The 17036-nt window shown below is 44.8% G+C and carries 15 protein-coding genes and 2 tRNA genes; 16 read left to right on the top strand and 1 reads right to left on the bottom strand.

What is annotated here, in order from left to right; translation table 11 throughout:
• Positions 1 to 49: 49 nt before the first annotated feature.
• On the bottom strand, positions 50 to 346 hold the full coding sequence (gene yhbY, locus AACQ21_RS10415) for a ribosome assembly RNA-binding protein YhbY (protein WP_010318529.1): 297 nt from the start codon (positions 344 to 346) through the stop codon (positions 50 to 52).
• A gap of 119 nt (positions 347 to 465) precedes the next feature.
• Here yhbY and rlmE point away from each other — a divergent pair, with 119 nt between their 5' ends.
• The 16 genes from rlmE to AACQ21_RS10335 form a co-directional block, all read left to right on the top strand.
• Positions 466 to 1095, top strand: coding sequence for a 23S rRNA (uridine(2552)-2'-O)-methyltransferase RlmE (rlmE, locus tag AACQ21_RS10410; protein ID WP_047690104.1), 630 nt, complete (start codon positions 466 to 468; stop codon positions 1093 to 1095).
• A gap of 98 nt (positions 1096 to 1193) precedes the next feature.
• Complete coding sequence (gene ftsH, locus AACQ21_RS10405; RefSeq protein ID WP_047690106.1) at positions 1194 to 3143, top strand: ATP-dependent zinc metalloprotease FtsH; 1950 nt, start codon at positions 1194 to 1196, stop codon at positions 3141 to 3143.
• Positions 3144 to 3201: 58 nt separating this feature from the next.
• Positions 3202 to 4032 (top strand): dihydropteroate synthase, encoded by an 831-nt coding sequence (gene folP / locus AACQ21_RS10400; RefSeq protein ID WP_105977487.1) that lies wholly within the window; start codon positions 3202 to 3204, stop codon positions 4030 to 4032.
• A 22-nt stretch (positions 4033 to 4054) separates the two neighbouring features.
• Positions 4055 to 5395, top strand: coding sequence for a phosphoglucosamine mutase (gene glmM / locus AACQ21_RS10395; protein ID WP_088720912.1), 1341 nt, complete (start codon positions 4055 to 4057; stop codon positions 5393 to 5395).
• 263 nt (positions 5396 to 5658) lie between these two features.
• A complete protein-coding gene (gene secG / locus AACQ21_RS10390) occupies positions 5659 to 5994 on the top strand; it encodes a preprotein translocase subunit SecG (protein ID WP_105977486.1) in 336 nt (111 codons plus the stop codon).
• 26 nt (positions 5995 to 6020) lie between these two features.
• Positions 6021 to 6104, top strand: a tRNA-Leu gene (locus tag AACQ21_RS10385).
• A 54-nt stretch (positions 6105 to 6158) separates the two neighbouring features.
• Positions 6159 to 6235 (top strand) — tRNA-Met (locus AACQ21_RS10380).
• Positions 6236 to 6445: 210 nt separating this feature from the next.
• Complete coding sequence (gene rimP, locus AACQ21_RS10375; RefSeq protein WP_013857619.1) at positions 6446 to 6901, top strand: ribosome maturation factor RimP; 456 nt, start codon at positions 6446 to 6448, stop codon at positions 6899 to 6901.
• 36 nt (positions 6902 to 6937) lie between these two features.
• On the top strand, positions 6938 to 8425 hold the full coding sequence (gene nusA / locus AACQ21_RS10370; protein WP_013857618.1) for a transcription termination factor NusA: 1488 nt from the start codon (positions 6938 to 6940) through the stop codon (positions 8423 to 8425).
• Between the two features lie 24 nt (positions 8426 to 8449).
• Positions 8450 to 11164 (top strand): translation initiation factor IF-2, encoded by a 2715-nt coding sequence (gene infB / locus AACQ21_RS10365; RefSeq protein ID WP_105977485.1) that lies wholly within the window; start codon positions 8450 to 8452, stop codon positions 11162 to 11164.
• A 105-nt stretch (positions 11165 to 11269) separates the two neighbouring features.
• The gene (rbfA, locus tag AACQ21_RS10360) at positions 11270 to 11686 is read left to right on the top strand and encodes a 30S ribosome-binding factor RbfA (RefSeq protein ID WP_026028089.1); all 417 of its coding nucleotides are present in this window, start codon (positions 11270 to 11272) and stop codon (positions 11684 to 11686) included.
• The gene (gene truB, locus AACQ21_RS10355; protein WP_105977484.1) at positions 11687 to 12637 is read left to right on the top strand and encodes a tRNA pseudouridine(55) synthase TruB; all 951 of its coding nucleotides are present in this window, start codon (positions 11687 to 11689) and stop codon (positions 12635 to 12637) included.
• Between the two features lie 109 nt (positions 12638 to 12746).
• On the top strand, positions 12747 to 13016 hold the full coding sequence (rpsO, locus tag AACQ21_RS10350; protein ID WP_010318921.1) for a 30S ribosomal protein S15: 270 nt from the start codon (positions 12747 to 12749) through the stop codon (positions 13014 to 13016).
• 316 nt (positions 13017 to 13332) lie between these two features.
• Entirely contained in the window at positions 13333 to 15459 is a 2127-nt protein-coding gene (pnp, locus tag AACQ21_RS10345) for a polyribonucleotide nucleotidyltransferase (RefSeq protein WP_010318920.1), read from the top strand.
• Between the two features lie 152 nt (positions 15460 to 15611).
• Positions 15612 to 16532 carry a lipoprotein NlpI gene (gene nlpI / locus AACQ21_RS10340; RefSeq protein WP_181185595.1) on the top strand — a complete coding sequence of 307 codons (921 nt, stop codon included), beginning with the start codon at positions 15612 to 15614 and terminating at the stop codon, positions 16530 to 16532.
• 119 nt (positions 16533 to 16651) lie between these two features.
• On the top strand, positions 16652 to 17036 hold a 385-nt coding region (locus tag AACQ21_RS10335; RefSeq protein WP_105977482.1), incomplete at its 3' end, for a MarR family winged helix-turn-helix transcriptional regulator.

Here is a 17036-nt window from a genome sequence, read left to right as displayed (position 1 = left end):
CTTTTTTTGTCTGTATCCACCAGAGTCAGAGCGTCGATAACGCGACTGATTACTTACGAGGGATCTCGATTTTACGTTGCTCGGTTTGACGAAATAGTACGAGAATCTTACCAATGGTTTGTACTTTTTCTGCGCCAGTCTCACGCACGATAGCATCGATAATCAACTGCTTAGTTTCGCGATCTTCGGATGCTACTTTCACTTTGATCAGTTCGTGGTGGTTGAGGGCAATCTCGATTTCCGCTAGAACAGCCTCAGTGAGTCCATTCGCGCCCATCAGTACAACAGGTTTCAAACTGTGTGCTAGGCCTTTAAGGTGCTGCTTTTGTTTGGTGCTTAGGTTCATTATGCGGCCAATTTTATTTAATATAAGGGTTGAAAAAAGCTATTTTAACGCCATCTATCCCTGAAGACTATATTTTCTACCATACTTTCTTGGATGGAAACATTTCAGTTAGGAATCGAATGAGTAAACAGAAGCATTCGGCCAGCTCTAGTCGCTGGTTGAAAGAACATTTTGATGATAAATACGTGAATGAAGCCAAAAAGAGAGGTTATCGTTCGCGTGCTATTTTCAAAATAGAAGAGATTCAAAATAAAGATAAACTGCTTAGGCCAGGAATGACTGTTGTGGATTTAGGGGCGGCTCCCGGCGGGTGGTCTCAATATTCAGCGGGTATCGTCGGTGATAAAGGCCGAGTGATCGCGTGTGATATTTTGCCGATGGATCCTATTGTTGGCGTTGCTTTCTTACAAGGCGATTTTCGTGAAGAGGCCGTGCTGGACGCACTATTAGATCGTATACAGCCTGATATGGTTGATGTAGTGATGTCAGACATGGCACCTAACATCGCCGGAAATAATTCGGTTGATCAGCCAAGGGCAATGTATTTGGTTGAACTAGCTCTAGATATGTGTCGACAAGTTCTTACTCCAAATGGTAGTTTTGTGGTCAAGGTTTTTCAGGGAGAAGGCTTTGATGATTATGTCAAAGAAGTTCGAAACCTGTTTAAAGTCGTGAAAATAAGAAAACCAGACTCTTCGCGAGCTCGCTCAAGAGAAGTCTTTGTTGTAGCCACTGGTTACAAAGGTTAACGTTTTTGCTGTACAAGGCATAAGTTAACATATGGCTACAGGTTACAAACTGTAGTACCCTACCTTTAATTACAATTAGTTATCGCGAGGCTTACACCTTGAGTGATATGGCAAAAAATTTAATTCTGTGGCTAGTTATAGCTGTCGTTTTAATGTCGGTATTCCAGAGCTTTGGCCCTGGTGATAGTAACGGCAAAGCAGTGGATTACACCACGTTCGTACAGGAAGTTGGCCAAGGCCAGATTCAAGAAGCTCAATTTAACAATAGTGAAATTTCCTTTACTCGTAGAGGCGGTGGTACTCGCTATGTAACTTACATGCCCGTGTACGATCAAAAACTGCTTGATGATTTGATTAATCAAAACGTTAAAGTACAAGGTACACCACCAGAAGAGCAAAGTTTGCTCGGGACCATTTTTATCTCTTGGTTCCCGATGATCCTACTGATCGGTGTTTGGATATTCTTCATGCGTCAAATGCAAGGTGGCGGTGGCAAAGGTGCCATGTCATTTGGTAAGAGCAAAGCTCGTATGATGAGTGAAGAGCAGATCAAAACCACGTTCGGTGATGTGGCTGGTTGTGACGAAGCGAAAGAAGATGTGAAAGAGCTTGTGGATTACTTGCGTGATCCGAGTCGCTTCCAAAAACTGGGTGGGAAAATTCCAACGGGTGTTTTGATGGTTGGTCCTCCTGGTACAGGTAAAACATTACTGGCAAAAGCAATTGCTGGTGAGGCGAAAGTACCGTTCTTCACTATATCTGGTTCTGATTTCGTTGAAATGTTTGTCGGTGTCGGTGCATCTCGTGTACGTGACATGTTCGAGCAAGCGAAAAAGGCTTCACCTTGTATCATCTTTATTGATGAGATTGATGCGGTAGGTCGTCAACGTGGTGCTGGTGTCGGCGGCGGTCACGATGAGCGTGAGCAGACTTTAAACCAAATGTTGGTTGAAATGGATGGTTTTGAAGGCAATGAAGGCGTTATCGTCATTGCGGCAACTAACCGTCCAGACGTTTTAGACCCAGCATTGCTGCGTCCGGGGCGTTTTGACCGTCAAGTGGTGGTCGGTTTACCTGATGTTCGCGGTCGTGAACAGATCTTGAAAGTTCATATGCGTAAAGTACCTTTAGCTGGTGATGTTGAACCTTCATTGATTGCTCGCGGAACACCGGGTTTCTCTGGTGCCGATTTGGCGAACTTAGTGAACGAGGCGGCGTTATTCTCTGCTCGCGGTAACAAACGCAATGTTTCAATGGTTGAGTTTGAGTTAGCAAAAGACAAAATCATGATGGGTGCTGAACGTCGTTCGATGGTGATGTCTGAAGAAACTAAAGCATCGACAGCTTATCATGAAGCAGGACACGCCATTGTTGGTCGTTTGGTACCTGAACATGACCCTGTTTATAAAGTATCGATTATTCCACGTGGTCGAGCTTTAGGTGTGACGATGTACTTGCCTGAACAAGATCGAGTTAGCATGTCGAAGCTGCATCTTGAGTCTATGATTTCAAGCTTGTATGGCGGTCGTTTAGCGGAAGAGTTAATTTACGGCCCAGAAAACGTTTCAACTGGTGCATCAAACGATATCGAACGTGCGACAGCCATTGCTCGTAAAATGGTTACGCAATGGGGCTTTTCGGAAAAGCTTGGCCCATTGTTGTATGCAGAAGATGAAGGTGAAGTCTTCTTAGGGCGCAGCGTGACTCAAACTAAGCATGTGTCTGAAGATACTGCTAAGTTGATTGATGACGAAGTTCGTAAAATTATTGACCGCAACTATGATCGTGCGCGTAAAATCCTTGAAGATAATATGGATATTATGCATGCAATGAAAGATGCGTTGATGAAATACGAAACGATTGATGCAGGCCAAATTGATGACTTAATGGAGCGTAAAACCGAGATTCGCGAACCTGCAGGTTGGGCTGATCAAGCCAAAGCTCAAGCAGAAAAAGCGGAAGCGGAAAAAGCTCAAGAGCCAAAAGTAGAGCCAGCAGCAGAAGACGAAGTAGCCACTGAGTCCTCAGAAAAGAAAGATGCTGAGTAATCGTTAATATTCAAATTAAACCCCGAGCCTTCTCGGGGTTTTTGTGTTTTAGAGCAAAATGAAGATTCAAACCCCAACAAAGACACTTATCCTCGATCGTCCTCATGTCATGGGTATCTTGAACATGACTCCGGATTCATTTTCCGATGGTGGAAAATTTAACGCGCTAGATTTGGCACTAGAGCATGCCGATAAAATGATTGCCGCAGGTGTCAGCATTATTGATATTGGAGGGGAGTCAACTCGGCCGGGTGCTCCAGAAGTGACTCTCGATGACGAATTATCTCGTGTTATTCCTATTATTAAAGCTATCCGTGCAAAATATGACGTCTGGATTTCAATTGACACCAGTAAAGCTGAAGTGATGCGTCAGGCGGTTGAGGCTGGTGCTGACTTGATTAATGATGTTCGTGCACTGCAAGAGCCGGGGGCATTAGAGGTTGCGGCTAAAGCACAAGTGCCTGTCTGTATCATGCATATGCAAGGCCAGCCACGAACGATGCAAACCAGTCCACATTACCAAGATGTGTTAGCGGATGTTAAGCTCTTTCTAGAAGATCGAGTCGCAGCGTGCGAGCGCGTGGGGATCGCGCGTGCAAATATTATCCTCGACCCCGGTTTTGGATTTGGCAAAACCATTGAGCATAATTATTATCTGCTTGCACATCTAGATGCATTTCATCAACTAGGTTTGCCGATATTGGCTGGGATGTCTCGTAAGTCAATGATTTTTAAACTACTCAATAAAAAACCAGCTGAATGTATGGTGGCGAGCGTTACCTGTGCAGCTGTAGCTGCAATGAAAGGTGCACACATTATTCGTGTCCATGATGTGAACGAAACCATTGAAGCAATGAAAATAGTACAAACCATTATTCAAAATAGTTAACAATAATAATTAAGGAAAAATCATGTCTGACAAAAGACGTTACTTTGGTACAGATGGTGTCCGCGGTAAAGTTGGACAGTATCCTATCACTCCCGATTTCGTATTAAAACTTGGCTGGGCGGCTGGACGTGTATTGGCAAAACAAGGCACGAAAAAAGTCATTATTGGTAAAGATACGCGTATTTCAGGTTATATGCTTGAGTCGGCTCTAGAGGCGGGCTTAGCCGCTGCAGGATTAAAGGCGATTTTTACCGGACCAATGCCGACGCCAGCTGTTGCTTACCTGACTCAAACCTTTCGTGCCGAAGCGGGGATCGTTATCTCAGCGTCGCATAACCCTTATTACGATAACGGCATCAAATTCTTCTCATCCGAAGGGACTAAATTACCTGATGAAATTGAATTGGAGATCGAAGCTGAATTGGATAAACCGATTGAGTGTGTCGAGTCTGCCGAACTTGGTAAGGCTTCACGTATGGTCGACGCTGCTGGGCGGTATATCGAGTTTTGTAAAAGTACCTTTCCATCGCAATGGAATTTATCAAAGCTGAAAATCGTCGTTGACTGTGCTCATGGTGCCACCTATCACATCGCGCCTAATGTCTTTAAGGAACTTGGCGCTGAAGTGATAGCAATGGGGGTTGAGCCAGATGGTCTGAATATTAATGACGAAGTTGGAGCAACGGATGTCCGTGCGTTGCAACAGCGCGTTGTGGCAGAAAAAGCAGATTTAGGACTGGCATTTGATGGTGACGGCGATCGCTTAATTATGGTTGATGAGCTTGGCAATAAAGTGGATGGAGATCAAATTGCCTATATCATCGCCCGTGATGCCCTGCGACGTGGAGAATTAAAAGGTGGTGTTGTTGGAACGCTAATGACAAACCTTGGTATGGAAAACGGCTTAAAGCAGTTAGGTATCCCTTTTGTGCGCGCGGCGGTTGGTGACCGTTATGTGATGGAAAAATTGCTGGCAAAAGGTTGGAAAATTGGCGCAGAAAATTCAGGGCACATCATACTGCTAGACAAAGTGACTACGGGTGATGCGATTGTTGCGGCGTTGCAAGTTCTTGCTTCCGTTGTGGGCAGTGAAATGTCGCTCAATGAACTGGCTAAAGGCATGACACTTTACCCGCAGGTTTTAGAAAACGTACGTTTTAGTGGTGATTCCAACCCATTAGAAGCCGAAGCGGTAAAAGCGGCTGTAGCTGCCGTAGAAGCAGAACTTGGTAACCAAGGTCGAGTGCTCTTGCGTAAATCAGGTACTGAACCTTTATTGCGCGTGATGGTGGAAGGGGAAGATGCTGAGCTAGTAAAAAATTCAGCATTAAAGATAGCGCAAGCAGTTAAAGATAATTGCTAACCAGAAAAATAATATGAGTTAACCTAGGATTTCATGACCGTAATTCGGCTTGAAATCTTATGGTTAGCTATACATATAGGGTGTTGTTGCCCTTTTTTTAACCGCTTGAAGCATAAACTCCATTTTTTTATAAAATACTCCTTGTCAGCATGGGATGCATTCGTTAGTATTGCGTCCGCCTTCGTTGAGGAGGTCGCTAGCCTTGTTCAAGTCAGTTGATAAGAACGGCGCTGGCTCAACTATTTGGAACATAGGTGGAAGTAATGTTTACAGTTCTACTTGTGATTTACCTGTTGGCAGCGCTTGGTATCATTGGCCTAGTGTTAATTCAACAAGGTAAAGGCGCAGATATGGGAGCCTCTTTCGGTGCTGGCGCGTCAAACACTGTGTTTGGTGCTAGTGGCTCAGGAAATTTCCTAACCCGAATGACTGCAATTTTTGCAACCGTATTCTTCATTCTTAGTTTGGCATTAGGCAATTTGTCTACGCATAAAACTGAATCACAATGGATTGATCCAACTAAAGGTCAAGTGATTGAGCAAACTACGGATGCAGCGAGTGACGTTCCAGTAAAATCTGGTGACGAAATCCCGCAATAACTTATCTTAGATAAGTACAAATAATTGCCGAGATGGTGAAATTGGTAGACACACTAGCATGAGGTGCTAGCGCCTTAGGTGTGAGGGTTCGAGTCCCTCTCTCGGCACCATTATTTACAAACTTGTAAATCACTTGATAGAGCGTATAATGCTCGCAAGTCGGACGCGGGGTGGAGCAGCTTGGTAGCTCGTCGGGCTCATAACCCGAAGGTCGTCGGTTCAAATCCGGCCCCCGCAACCAATTCTTTTTGGGTTTTGGATGCAAGTTTGTGCAGTGTCAACCTCACTGCAATTGAGAATTTAGATTCTCAATCATCAGGGTCCAGCAACAAAAAACCCCGACTAATCGGGGTTTTTTGTTATCTGAGTTTCTCAAGTATGAGATTTTCAGATAGTTGCTTGGAATTTAAATTGGGCTCTGTGCCCTTTTTTTGTTTCTGGAGTGGTTTAAATGACTGGTTTAGAAAGACAACTTACTGAAATGCTTGACGCTCCAGTAGCGGCATCAGGTTATGAGTTAGTTGGATTAGAATTTATTCGTGCCGGAGAGCACTCAACATTACGCATCTATATTGATCATGAAAACGGTATTAACGTTGATGATTGCGCAGAAGTGAGCCATCAAGTGAGTGCTGTGCTCGATGTTGAAGATCCAATTTCTGTGGCTTACAACCTAGAAGTTTCTTCACCAGGTTTAGAGAGACCACTTTTTAAAGCAGCGCATTATGAACAGTTTATTGGTCACGAAGTCAGCATCGTTTTGAAAATGGGTGTCGGCAACCGTCGCAAATGGAAAGGAATTATCCATTCTATTGATGGCGAAACCGTTGCAATTAGCGTTGATGGGAAAGAAGAACTATTTGCGCTAAGCAATATTTCTAAAGCTAACCTGATCCCTAAATTTTAGTTCTCCTAGAGAAAAGAGCTTAAGAGGCTAGATTAAATGAGTAAAGAAATTTTAGCGGTAGTTGAGGCGGTTTCGAACGAGAAGGCCGTACCTCGTGAGCGTATTTTTGAGGCGCTTGAAACTGCGCTTGCCACATCAACAAAGAAGAAACATGAAATTGAAGTCGATGTACGTGTTGCTATCGACCGTAAAACGGGTGAGTTTGAAACTTTTCGCCGTTGGTTAATCGTTGAAAATGTTGAACATCCAACAAAAGAAATTTCATACGATGCAGCTAAATACGACGACGAAACAGCTGAACTTGGTCAATATATTGAAGATCAAATTGAATCAGTGACCTTTGACCGTATTACAACACAAACAGCAAAACAAGTTATCGTACAAAAAGTGCGTGAAGCTGAACGTGCGCAAATCGTCGAACAGTTTATTGATAACGAAGGTGAGTTGGTTACTGGCGTTGTTAAGAAAGTAAACCGTGATTCGGTTATTCTGGATTTAGGTAATAACGCTGAAGCGGTTATTTTACGTGATGACCAGCTACCGCGTGAAAACTTTCGTCCAGGTGACCGAGTTCGTGGTCTGCTATATGCTGTACGCCCTGAAGCGCGCGGATTCCAACTCTTCATTACTCGTTCAAAACCAGAAATGCTCGCTGAGCTATTCCGTGTAGAAGTGCCAGAAATCGGTGAAGAGCTGATTGAATTGAAAGCCGCGGCTCGTGATCCGGGTTCGCGTGCGAAAATTGCAGTCAAAACCAATGACAAACGTATTGACCCTGTGGGCGCGTGTGTCGGTATGCGTGGAGCACGTGTTCAAGCCGTATCGAGTGAGCTCGGCGGTGAGCGCATTGATATCGTTCTTTGGGATGATAACCCAGCTCAATTTGTTATCAATGCAATGGCACCAGCAGATGTTGCATCGATCATCATGGATGAAGATACGCACTCAATTGATATTGCTGTTGAAGCGGATAACCTAGCGCAAGCAATCGGTCGTAATGGTCAAAACGTACGTCTCGCTTCTCAACTGACTGGTTGGGAATTGAATGTTATGACGGTTGCTGATCTACAGAAAAAACATCAAGAAGAATCGATGGCTTCTATTGAAAACTTCATGAAGTACCTCGATATCGAGCAAGACTTCGCTGAGTTATTGGTTGAAGAAGGCTTCTCAACGCTTGAAGAAGTGGCTTATGTGCCAGTTGCTGAGCTACTTGAAGTTGACGGCCTAGATGAAGATATCATCGAAGCATTGCGTACTCGCGCGAAGAATGCGTTGACCACGATTGCGCTAGCACAAGAAGAGTCTTTTGAAGGGCTAGAGCCAGCAGAAGATCTGCTCGCACTAGAAGGTTTAGAGCGTGAAATGGCCTTTAAACTTGCAGCGAAAGGCATAGTCACATTAGAAGATCTTGCTGACCAAGGTATTGATGACCTCGAAAATATTGAAGGTCTAACAGAAGAGCGTGCAGGTCAATTGATCATGGCAGCGCGCAATATTTGTTGGTTTAGCGAAGAAGAATAATTCTCAGCAAGGGGAGAGAGCGGCATGACACAACTTACAGTTAAAGCACTGAGTGAAGAAATTGGTACGCCAGTTGACCGCTTGTTAGAACAACTTGCTGATGCAGGCATGAACAAAACGAGTTCTGATAACGTTTCTGATGATGAAAAGCATAAGCTACTGTCACATCTTAGAAAAGAGCACGGTGATACCACTGGTGACTCAGAGCCGACTCGTTTGACGTTGCAGCGAAAAACACGCAGCACATTGAGCGTCAATGCCGGCGGCGGCAAAAGTAAGAATGTTCAAGTTGAAGTGCGTAAAAAACGTACCTACGTTAAGCGCAGTGCAGTAGACGATGAAGCAGCACGTGAAGCGGAAGAAGCCGCGCAACGTGAAGCACAAGAATTAGCAGCGCGTGAAGCACAAGCAAAAGCAGAGCGCGAAGCCGAAGAAAAAGCAAAGCGTGAAGCCGAAGAAAAAGCGAAGCGTGAGGCACAAGAGAAAGCGAAGGTTGAAGCACAAACGAATGCAACAGCTAACGCGGATGAGAAAGCAAAACGTTCTGCAGTGAAACCAGAACTTTCTGCTGAAAATAAAATGAAGCAAGAAGCAGCGCGAAAAGAAGCCGAAGAGCTTAAACGTCGTCAAGAAGCCGAAGCATTACGTAAAGCTGAAGAGGAAAGTCAGCGCCAGCTAGAAATAGCACGTGAATTGGCTGAGAAGAATAAAGAGCGTTGGTCTGCTGAAGAAGAGAAAAAGGGTAGTATGGAAGAAAATACAGATTACCATGTTACGACTTCAACGTATGCACGTGAAGCCGAAGATGAAGCAGATCGCCGTGAAGAAGGTGCTAGCCGTAAATCTACGAAAGCTAATAAGAGCAAAATCTCATCTCAGGATGATAAGCAAGAGCGCGGTACGCGCCGAGGCAAAGCTCGTAAAGGTCGTATGGCTAAACCTGCATCGATGCAACATGGTTTTGATAAAACAGCGGTTGTCGCTAAGCAAGATGTTGTGATCGGTGAAACGATTGTTCTTTCTGAACTGGCAAACAAAATGTCAGTGAAAGCAACTGAAGTTATCAAAGTGATGATGAAGATGGGCGCAATGGCAACCATCAACCAAGTGATCGACCAAGAAACCGCGCAATTAGTCGCTGAAGAAATGGGTCATAAAGTTCTCATCCGCAAAGAGAATGAACTGGAAGAAGCGATCCTTTCTGACCGTGATAACAAGTTTGAAGCAGTACCTCGTGCGCCAGTTGTGACAATCATGGGTCACGTTGACCACGGTAAGACATCAACACTTGATTACATCCGTCGCACACACGTCGCATCAGGCGAGGCCGGTGGTATTACTCAGCACATTGGTGCTTACCACGTTGAAACACCAAACGGTATGATCACCTTCCTTGATACTCCTGGACACGCTGCGTTTACTTCAATGCGTGCTCGTGGTGCTCAAGCGACAGATATCGTTGTATTGGTTGTTGCAGCAGATGATGGCGTAATGCCACAAACGGTTGAAGCGATTCAACATGCGAAAGCGGCGAATGTGCCACTTATCGTTGCAGTAAACAAAATCGATAAAGATGGCGCGAACCCAGATGGCGTGAAAAATGAGCTTGCTCAACACAACATCATTCCTGAAGAGTGGGGCGGTGAGAACATGTTTGTTCACATCTCTGCGAAACAGGGAACCAATATTGAAGGCCTACTAGAAGCTATCCTACTTCAAGCTGAAGTTCTTGAGCTTCATGCTGTTAAAGATGGTATGGCGTCTGGTGTGGTAGTTGAGTCTCGTCTTGATAAAGGCCGTGGCCCTGTGGCAACTGTTCTTGTTCAATCAGGAACACTACGCAAAGGCGACATCGTACTGTGTGGTCAAGAATATGGCCGTGTTCGTGCGATGCGCGACGAAACTGGTAACGAAGTTACGGAAGCGGGCCCATCAATTCCTGTTGAAATTCTAGGTTTGTCTGGTGTTCCAGCTGCTGGTGATGAAGCAACAGTAGTTCGTGATGAGCGTAAAGCACGTGAAGTGGCAAATTATCGTCAAGGTAAATTCCGTGATGTGAAGCTTGCACGTCAGCAGAAATCTAAGCTTGAAAACATGTTCTCTAACATGACAGCGGGCGAAGTGGCTGAACTGAACGTGGTACTAAAAGCAGACGTTCAAGGTTCGGTTGAAGCCATTGCTGATTCACTGCGTAACCTTTCAACTGATGAAGTGAAAGTGAACATCGTGGGTTCTGGTGTCGGTGGTATCACAGAAACTGACGCAGTACTTGCAGCAGCTTCTAACGCTATCGTACTTGGCTTTAACGTTCGAGCTGATGCATCAGCTCGTCGCACTATCGAATCTGAAAACTTAGACCTACGTTACTACTCAATCATTTATCAATTGATTGACGAAGTAAAAGCGGCCATGAGCGGCATGCTAGCACCAGAGTTTAAGCAAGAGATCATTGGTCTTGCTCAGGTTCGTGAAGTATTTAAATCACCTAAACTAGGCGCAGTTGCTGGTTGTATGGTGACTGAAGGCGTTATCAAACGTAATAGCCCTATCCGTGTTCTACGTGATAACGTGGTTATCTACGAAGGTGAGCTTGAGTCGCTACGTCGCTTTAAAGATGACGTGCAAGAAGTGAAGAATGGCTACGAATGTGGTATCGGCGTTAAGAACTACAATGATGTTCGCGTTGGTGACCAAATCGAAGTCTTCGAAACAGTGGAAATTAAACGTACACTGGATTAATTGACTGACGTTGCTGTATTGAAATAGACAGTAATCGGTTGTTGAATACACCATGGGGGGCTGGGTTGAACCATCCCCCCATTCTTTCTATATGTGAGAAAAGATATGTCAAAAGAATTTAGCCGCACGCAGCGCGTATCCCAACAGCTGCAAAAAGAACTCGCCATGATCATACAACGTGAAGTCCGCGACTCACGCTTAGGTATGGTGACTATTTCAGAAGTCGAAGTGTCACGTGACCTTGCTTATGCAAAAGTGTTTGTGACGTTTCTATGCGTTGGTGAGCAGACCCCAGAAAGCTGCTTAGCTGCGTTAAAAGAGCATGAAGTTCATATCCGCATGATGCTTGGCAAACGTATTCGCTTACGTTTGACACCAGAAATTCGCTTTACTTATGACAATACTTTGGTTGAAGGTATGCGCATGTCCAACTTGGTGACTGAAGTGGTCAGCAATGATAAGCGCAGACAGAAAGATGCAGGGCGTGAAGATGAAGCGTCTGCAGAAGAAGGGAATGAATAGATGGCTCGTCGTCGTAAAGGTCGCCCAATTAACGGGGTAATTTTACTGGATAAGCCAACGGGTATCTCCTCGAATGATGCCTTACAAAAAGTAAAACGTATTTATTTTGCAGAAAAAGCCGGACACACTGGCGCGCTCGATCCTTTGGCAACAGGAATGTTGCCTATTTGCCTTGGTGAAGCGACAAAATTCTCTCAGTTTTTACTTGATTCAGATAAGCGTTATCGAGTCATTGCAAAACTGGGTGAGCGAACCAATACCTCTGATTCAGACGGAGAGGTAGTGGAAACACGCCCTGTCAATGTGCAATTAAATACCCTGCGAGAGTGTATCGAGCGTTTTCGTGGTGAAACCGACCAAATTCCGTCAATGTTTTCTGCACTGAAGTATCAAGGCCGTCCTCTATATGAATACGCTCGTGAAGGCATTGATATTCCGCGCGAATCTCGAAAAATCACTGTCTATGAGATTGAATTGATTCGTTTCGAAGGTGATGAAGTTGAAATGGATGTGCACTGTTCGAAAGGCACGTATATCCGTACTATCGTGGATGACTTAGGTGAAATGCTTGGTTGTGGCGCACATGTGACCATGCTGCGTCGTACTGCGGTCGCGAAGTACCCATATGAGAAGATGGTGACTTTAGAGCAACTTGATGCATTGCTGCAACAGGCGCTGCGTGATGATGTCGCACCGAAAAATGTGTTGGACTCGTTATTGATGCCAATGGACAGTGCGGTGCAAGATTTGCCGGAAGTTAACCTTATTCCTGAGTTGGCAGACATGGTACAACATGGCCAACCAGTGCAAGTGTTGGGTGTGCCACTTGATGGCACAGTGCGCATGACCATGGGTGAAGAGAAACTCTTTATCGGTGTGGGTGAAATTGACCAAGATGGTCGTGTTGCACCTAAGCGATTGGTCGTTTTTAGAGACGAAGAGTCGCTGTAAATAGCTATTGCTTAACGTTGGGGATTTCCCTATAATCCCGGCTTCGCGTAGCGGCTGAATCAGAGATTGGCTGCTACACCTTTAAACTTACTCTTATTAGGAGAGCATTATGTCTCTGAATGCAGAAACTAAAGCGGCAATCGTTGCTGAATACGCACGTGGCGAAGGCGACACTGGTTCACCAGAAGTACAAGTAGCACTACTAACTGCTTCTATCAACCACCTACAAGGTCACTTCAAAACTCACAAAGGCGATCACCACAGCCGTCGTGGTCTACTACGCATGGTTTCAAGCCGTCGTAAGCTTCTAGACTACCTAAAAGGTAAAGATTTAGGTCGTTACCAAGACCTAATCAAACGTCTTGAGCTACGTCGCTAAGATCAGTTTGTTCAGAAAAGGGGCTTTTAGCCCCTTTTTTGTTATCTAAATTTGGCACAATCTCTCCTAAGTCGCTATACTACCCGCCGTTAAAGTGTGTTGTATGTACTTTAACGCTTCATACTCATAGCATTACAGTCACCGAAGTCGGCCAGCAGGTCGCGGCTATTAAAAGTAGCGTTCAGATACCAGTGGGAGCGGCAAGCCCAACGCTTTGTTTCCCGTGATATAGAGCCTATTTTTACTAGTCGCGATTCGTAATGTCTTGAGTGTTATTTCATTCAATCTAGAGGCAACTCTAGAGCAAGGATAAACAATGTTTGATAAACCAGTAGTGAAATCATTCCAATACGGTAATCATACCGTCACTCTAGAAACCGGCGTTATCGCACGCCAAGCTACATCGGCCGTTATGGTCACTATGAACGATACCGCGGTATTCGTTTCTGTTGTTGGTAAAAAAGAAGCAGTAGAAGGTCAAGACTTCTTCCCTCTTACTGTTAACTACCAAGAGCGTACTTACGCAGCGGGTAAAATTCCAGGTGGCTTCTTCAAGCGTGAAGGTCGTCCATCAGAAGGCGAAACTTTGACTGCGCGTCTGATTGACCGCCCAATTCGTCCTCTTTTCCCTAATGCATTTAAAAATGAAGTTCAAGTCATCGCGACAGTGATGTCTGTAAACCCAGACGTTCAACCTGATATCGTGACTATGATTGGTACTTCAGCAGCACTTGCTATCTCTGGTATTCCATTCAATGGTCCTATTGGCGCGGCGCGCGTGGGTCACATTGATGGTCAATTAGTGCTTAACCCAAGCATGACCGAGCTTGCTGTATCTCGTCTTGATCTTGTGGTTGCAGGTACAGACAACGCGGTACTGATGGTTGAGTCAGAAGCGGATAACCTAACTGAAGAAGAAATGCTAGCAGCGGTTGTTTACGGCCACGACCAACAACAAGCTGTGATTAAAGCGATCAATGAATTTGCTGCTGAAGTTGCCACTCCAGCTTGGGATTGGGTTGCTCCTCAAGAGAACACAGTACTTAACAGCAAGATCGCTGAACTAGCAGAAGCTAAGCTTGTTGAAGCTTACAAAATCACTGAAAAAATGGCTCGTTACGACCGTATTCATGAAATTGCTGCTGAAGTAAACAAAGTAATTCTTGCTGAAGATCCTGAAGCAAATGCGAAAGAAATCCACACTATCTTCCACGATCTAGAGAAGACGGTTGTACGTCGTAGCATTATTGCTGGCAACCCACGTATTGACGGTCGTGAAAAAGACATGGTTCGTGCGCTAGACGTACGCACTGGTATTCTTCCTCGTACTCACGGTTCTGCACTATTTACTCGTGGTGAAACTCAGGCAATCGTAACCGCTACTCTTGGTACTCAGCGTGATGCTCAAATCATCGATGAGCTAACAGGCGAGCGTAAAGATAACTTCCTACTACACTACAACTTCCCTCCATACTGTGTAGGCGAAACTGGTTTTGTAGGCTCACCTAAGCGTCGTGAAATCGGCCACGGTAAACTGGCTAAGCGTGGTATCGCTGCCGTTATGCCTTCAGTTGAAGAGTTCCCATACACAGTTCGCGTAGTATCAGAAATCACAGAATCTAACGGTTCTTCTTCAATGGCTTCTGTATGTGGTACTTCTCTTGCTCTTATGGATGCGGGCGTGCCAATCAAATCTTCTGTTGCGGGTATCGCGATGGGTCTTGTTAAAGAAGGCGATGATTTCGTTGTTCTTTCTGACATTCTTGGTGACGAAGATCACCTAGGTGACATGGACTTTAAAGTGGCGGGTACTAACCAAGGTATCACGGCACTGCAAATGGACATTAAGATCGAAGGTATCACCAAAGAGATCATGCAAATTGCGCTAAACCAAGCACAAGGTGCACGTAAGCACATCCTTTCTGTGATGGATCAAGCGATCTCTGGTGCTCGTGCTGAGATTTCTGAATTTGCACCACGCATTTACACCATGAAGATCAGCTCTGAGAAAATCAAAGACGTGATCGGTAAAGGTGGTGCGGTGATCCGTGCTCTAACTGAAGAGACGGGCACAACCATCGAAATCGAAGATGACGGCACAATCAAGATTGCGGCAACCGATAGCGCTCAAGCTAAAGAAGCGATTCGTCGCATCGAAGAGATCACGGCTGAAGTTGAAGTTGGTGCTATCTATACTGGTAAGGTCGCTCGTCTGGCTGATTTTGGCGCGTTCGTTAACATTCTTCCTGGTAAAGATGGTCTAGTACACATTTCTCAAATCGCGGATCAACGCATCGAGAAAGTGTCTGATTACTTGAAAGAAGGCCAAGAAGTTCAAGTTAAAGTACTTGAAATCGACCGCCAAGGCCGTGTTCGTCTAAGCATGAAAGAAGCGGTAGAGAAACCAGCTGAAGAAGTTGTTGCAGCACCAACGGCTGAATAAGGCCACTTTAAGCTTGAGAAGCACGGCGCTTTAGTCGCCTTTTCAACATAAAGCATGATATAAAGGGAGCGTTATTCGCTCCCTTTTTCATGCCTAGATTAATGCGATACACCCACTTATCTTGGGCTTTGGGGTACACAGGAGTTTTATTTGTGAAATGGTTTCCAACGGCCGCATTGAGTGCTTTGATACTGATAATGTCGGGCTGCGCGTCAACTCAAAATGGCAATCAAAGTCAATGGGTATACCCTCCGATGGCAGTGCCATTGCAGTCTTCATTACAGCAACAAGTTCAGATAGCGCGTTTGACGCAACTGCTACAACGTACTGATCTGCCTGATGATGTGCGGGCCAAAATGTTTTATGAGCGTGGTAACAACTACGACAGTGTTGGGCTACGCACTTTAGCACGTTTAGATTTTGAGCAGTCACTCGCGCTTAACCCGGCGCAGCCTGATATCTTTAATTTATTAGGCGTGTATTACACGCAAGTTGCAGAGTTTGATACCGCTTATGAGGCATTTGATTCGACATTGGAACTTGAACCTGACAATTTTTACGCTGAGCGTAACAGAGCCATCGCACTTTATTACGGCGACCGTACAGAACTTGCGTTAGAAGAGATTCGCGCACATTATCAACATGATCCTAGCGATCCCTTCCGTGCATTGTGGCTATATATTATTCAAAGTGAAAGCGAGCCTTTGCAGGCACGTGTGGATCTCTTCAATCGCTATCAAGTTCGAGATGATCAATGGGGATGGCTCTTGGTTGCGTTAACGCTTAAAGAGATATCGGAAGAGCAAGCTTTTAAGATGATCTTAGAAGAAGGCAGCGGTAATGCGATACAAGCACAGCGTTTAACTGAAGTCTATTTTTATCTCGCTAAGCGTTACCAACAAGAGGGAAATTACGCGCACTCGATCGCTTTGTACAAGCTTGCGTTGTCATTTAACGTCTATGAATATGTTGAGCATCGATACGCTTATCTTGAATTGGGGAAAATTTTCCAGCAAGTAAGAGCCGACTATTTAGCTAAGGCGAAAGCAGAACAGCCAGAGTCTCAGCAATAAATACCTTGCTATATCCTTTCCCTTAAAGCCGCTGACTTTTTCAGCGGCTTTTTTGTTGCTTAACGATCTAAAGATCCATAAAATAGTTAGCCTTGATAACCATTTTGATTTGAAAAACAGTGAAACTAGAAGCTAACTTAGAAAAATTAGAGCGTTTTAGTGCCAAAATCTGGCGTCGGTATAGCAAAGCTGATCCCATTTCACAATTGAGCTTTAATGAATATGATTACCTTAAAGTGATTCAAAGCTCTTCTTTGCCACTGCGCTTAACTGATTTAGCCAATGAGATGGAAGTGAGTAAACCATCGGTATCAAATATGGTTAAAAGGCTTAAAAATAAAGGGTTGGTTCAGACGGCACAATGCCAAGATGATGCGCGTTCTTACCGAGTTTCTCTCACCGATACTGCGCGTGAGCATTTAGCGGATGAAGCGAAAGTGTACGCTGTTGTCGCAGAGCAAGTGACTAAGCATCTCTCGGAAGAAGAAGCACTGTGTTTTAATA

This window comes from Vibrio sp. V01_P9A10T6, assembly GCF_963877065.1.
Taxonomy (GTDB): Bacteria; Pseudomonadota; Gammaproteobacteria; order Enterobacterales; family Vibrionaceae; genus Vibrio; species Vibrio anguillarum.
Note: the sequence above shows the minus strand (reverse complement) of the source record. Positions and strands in the feature narration are given on the sequence as shown.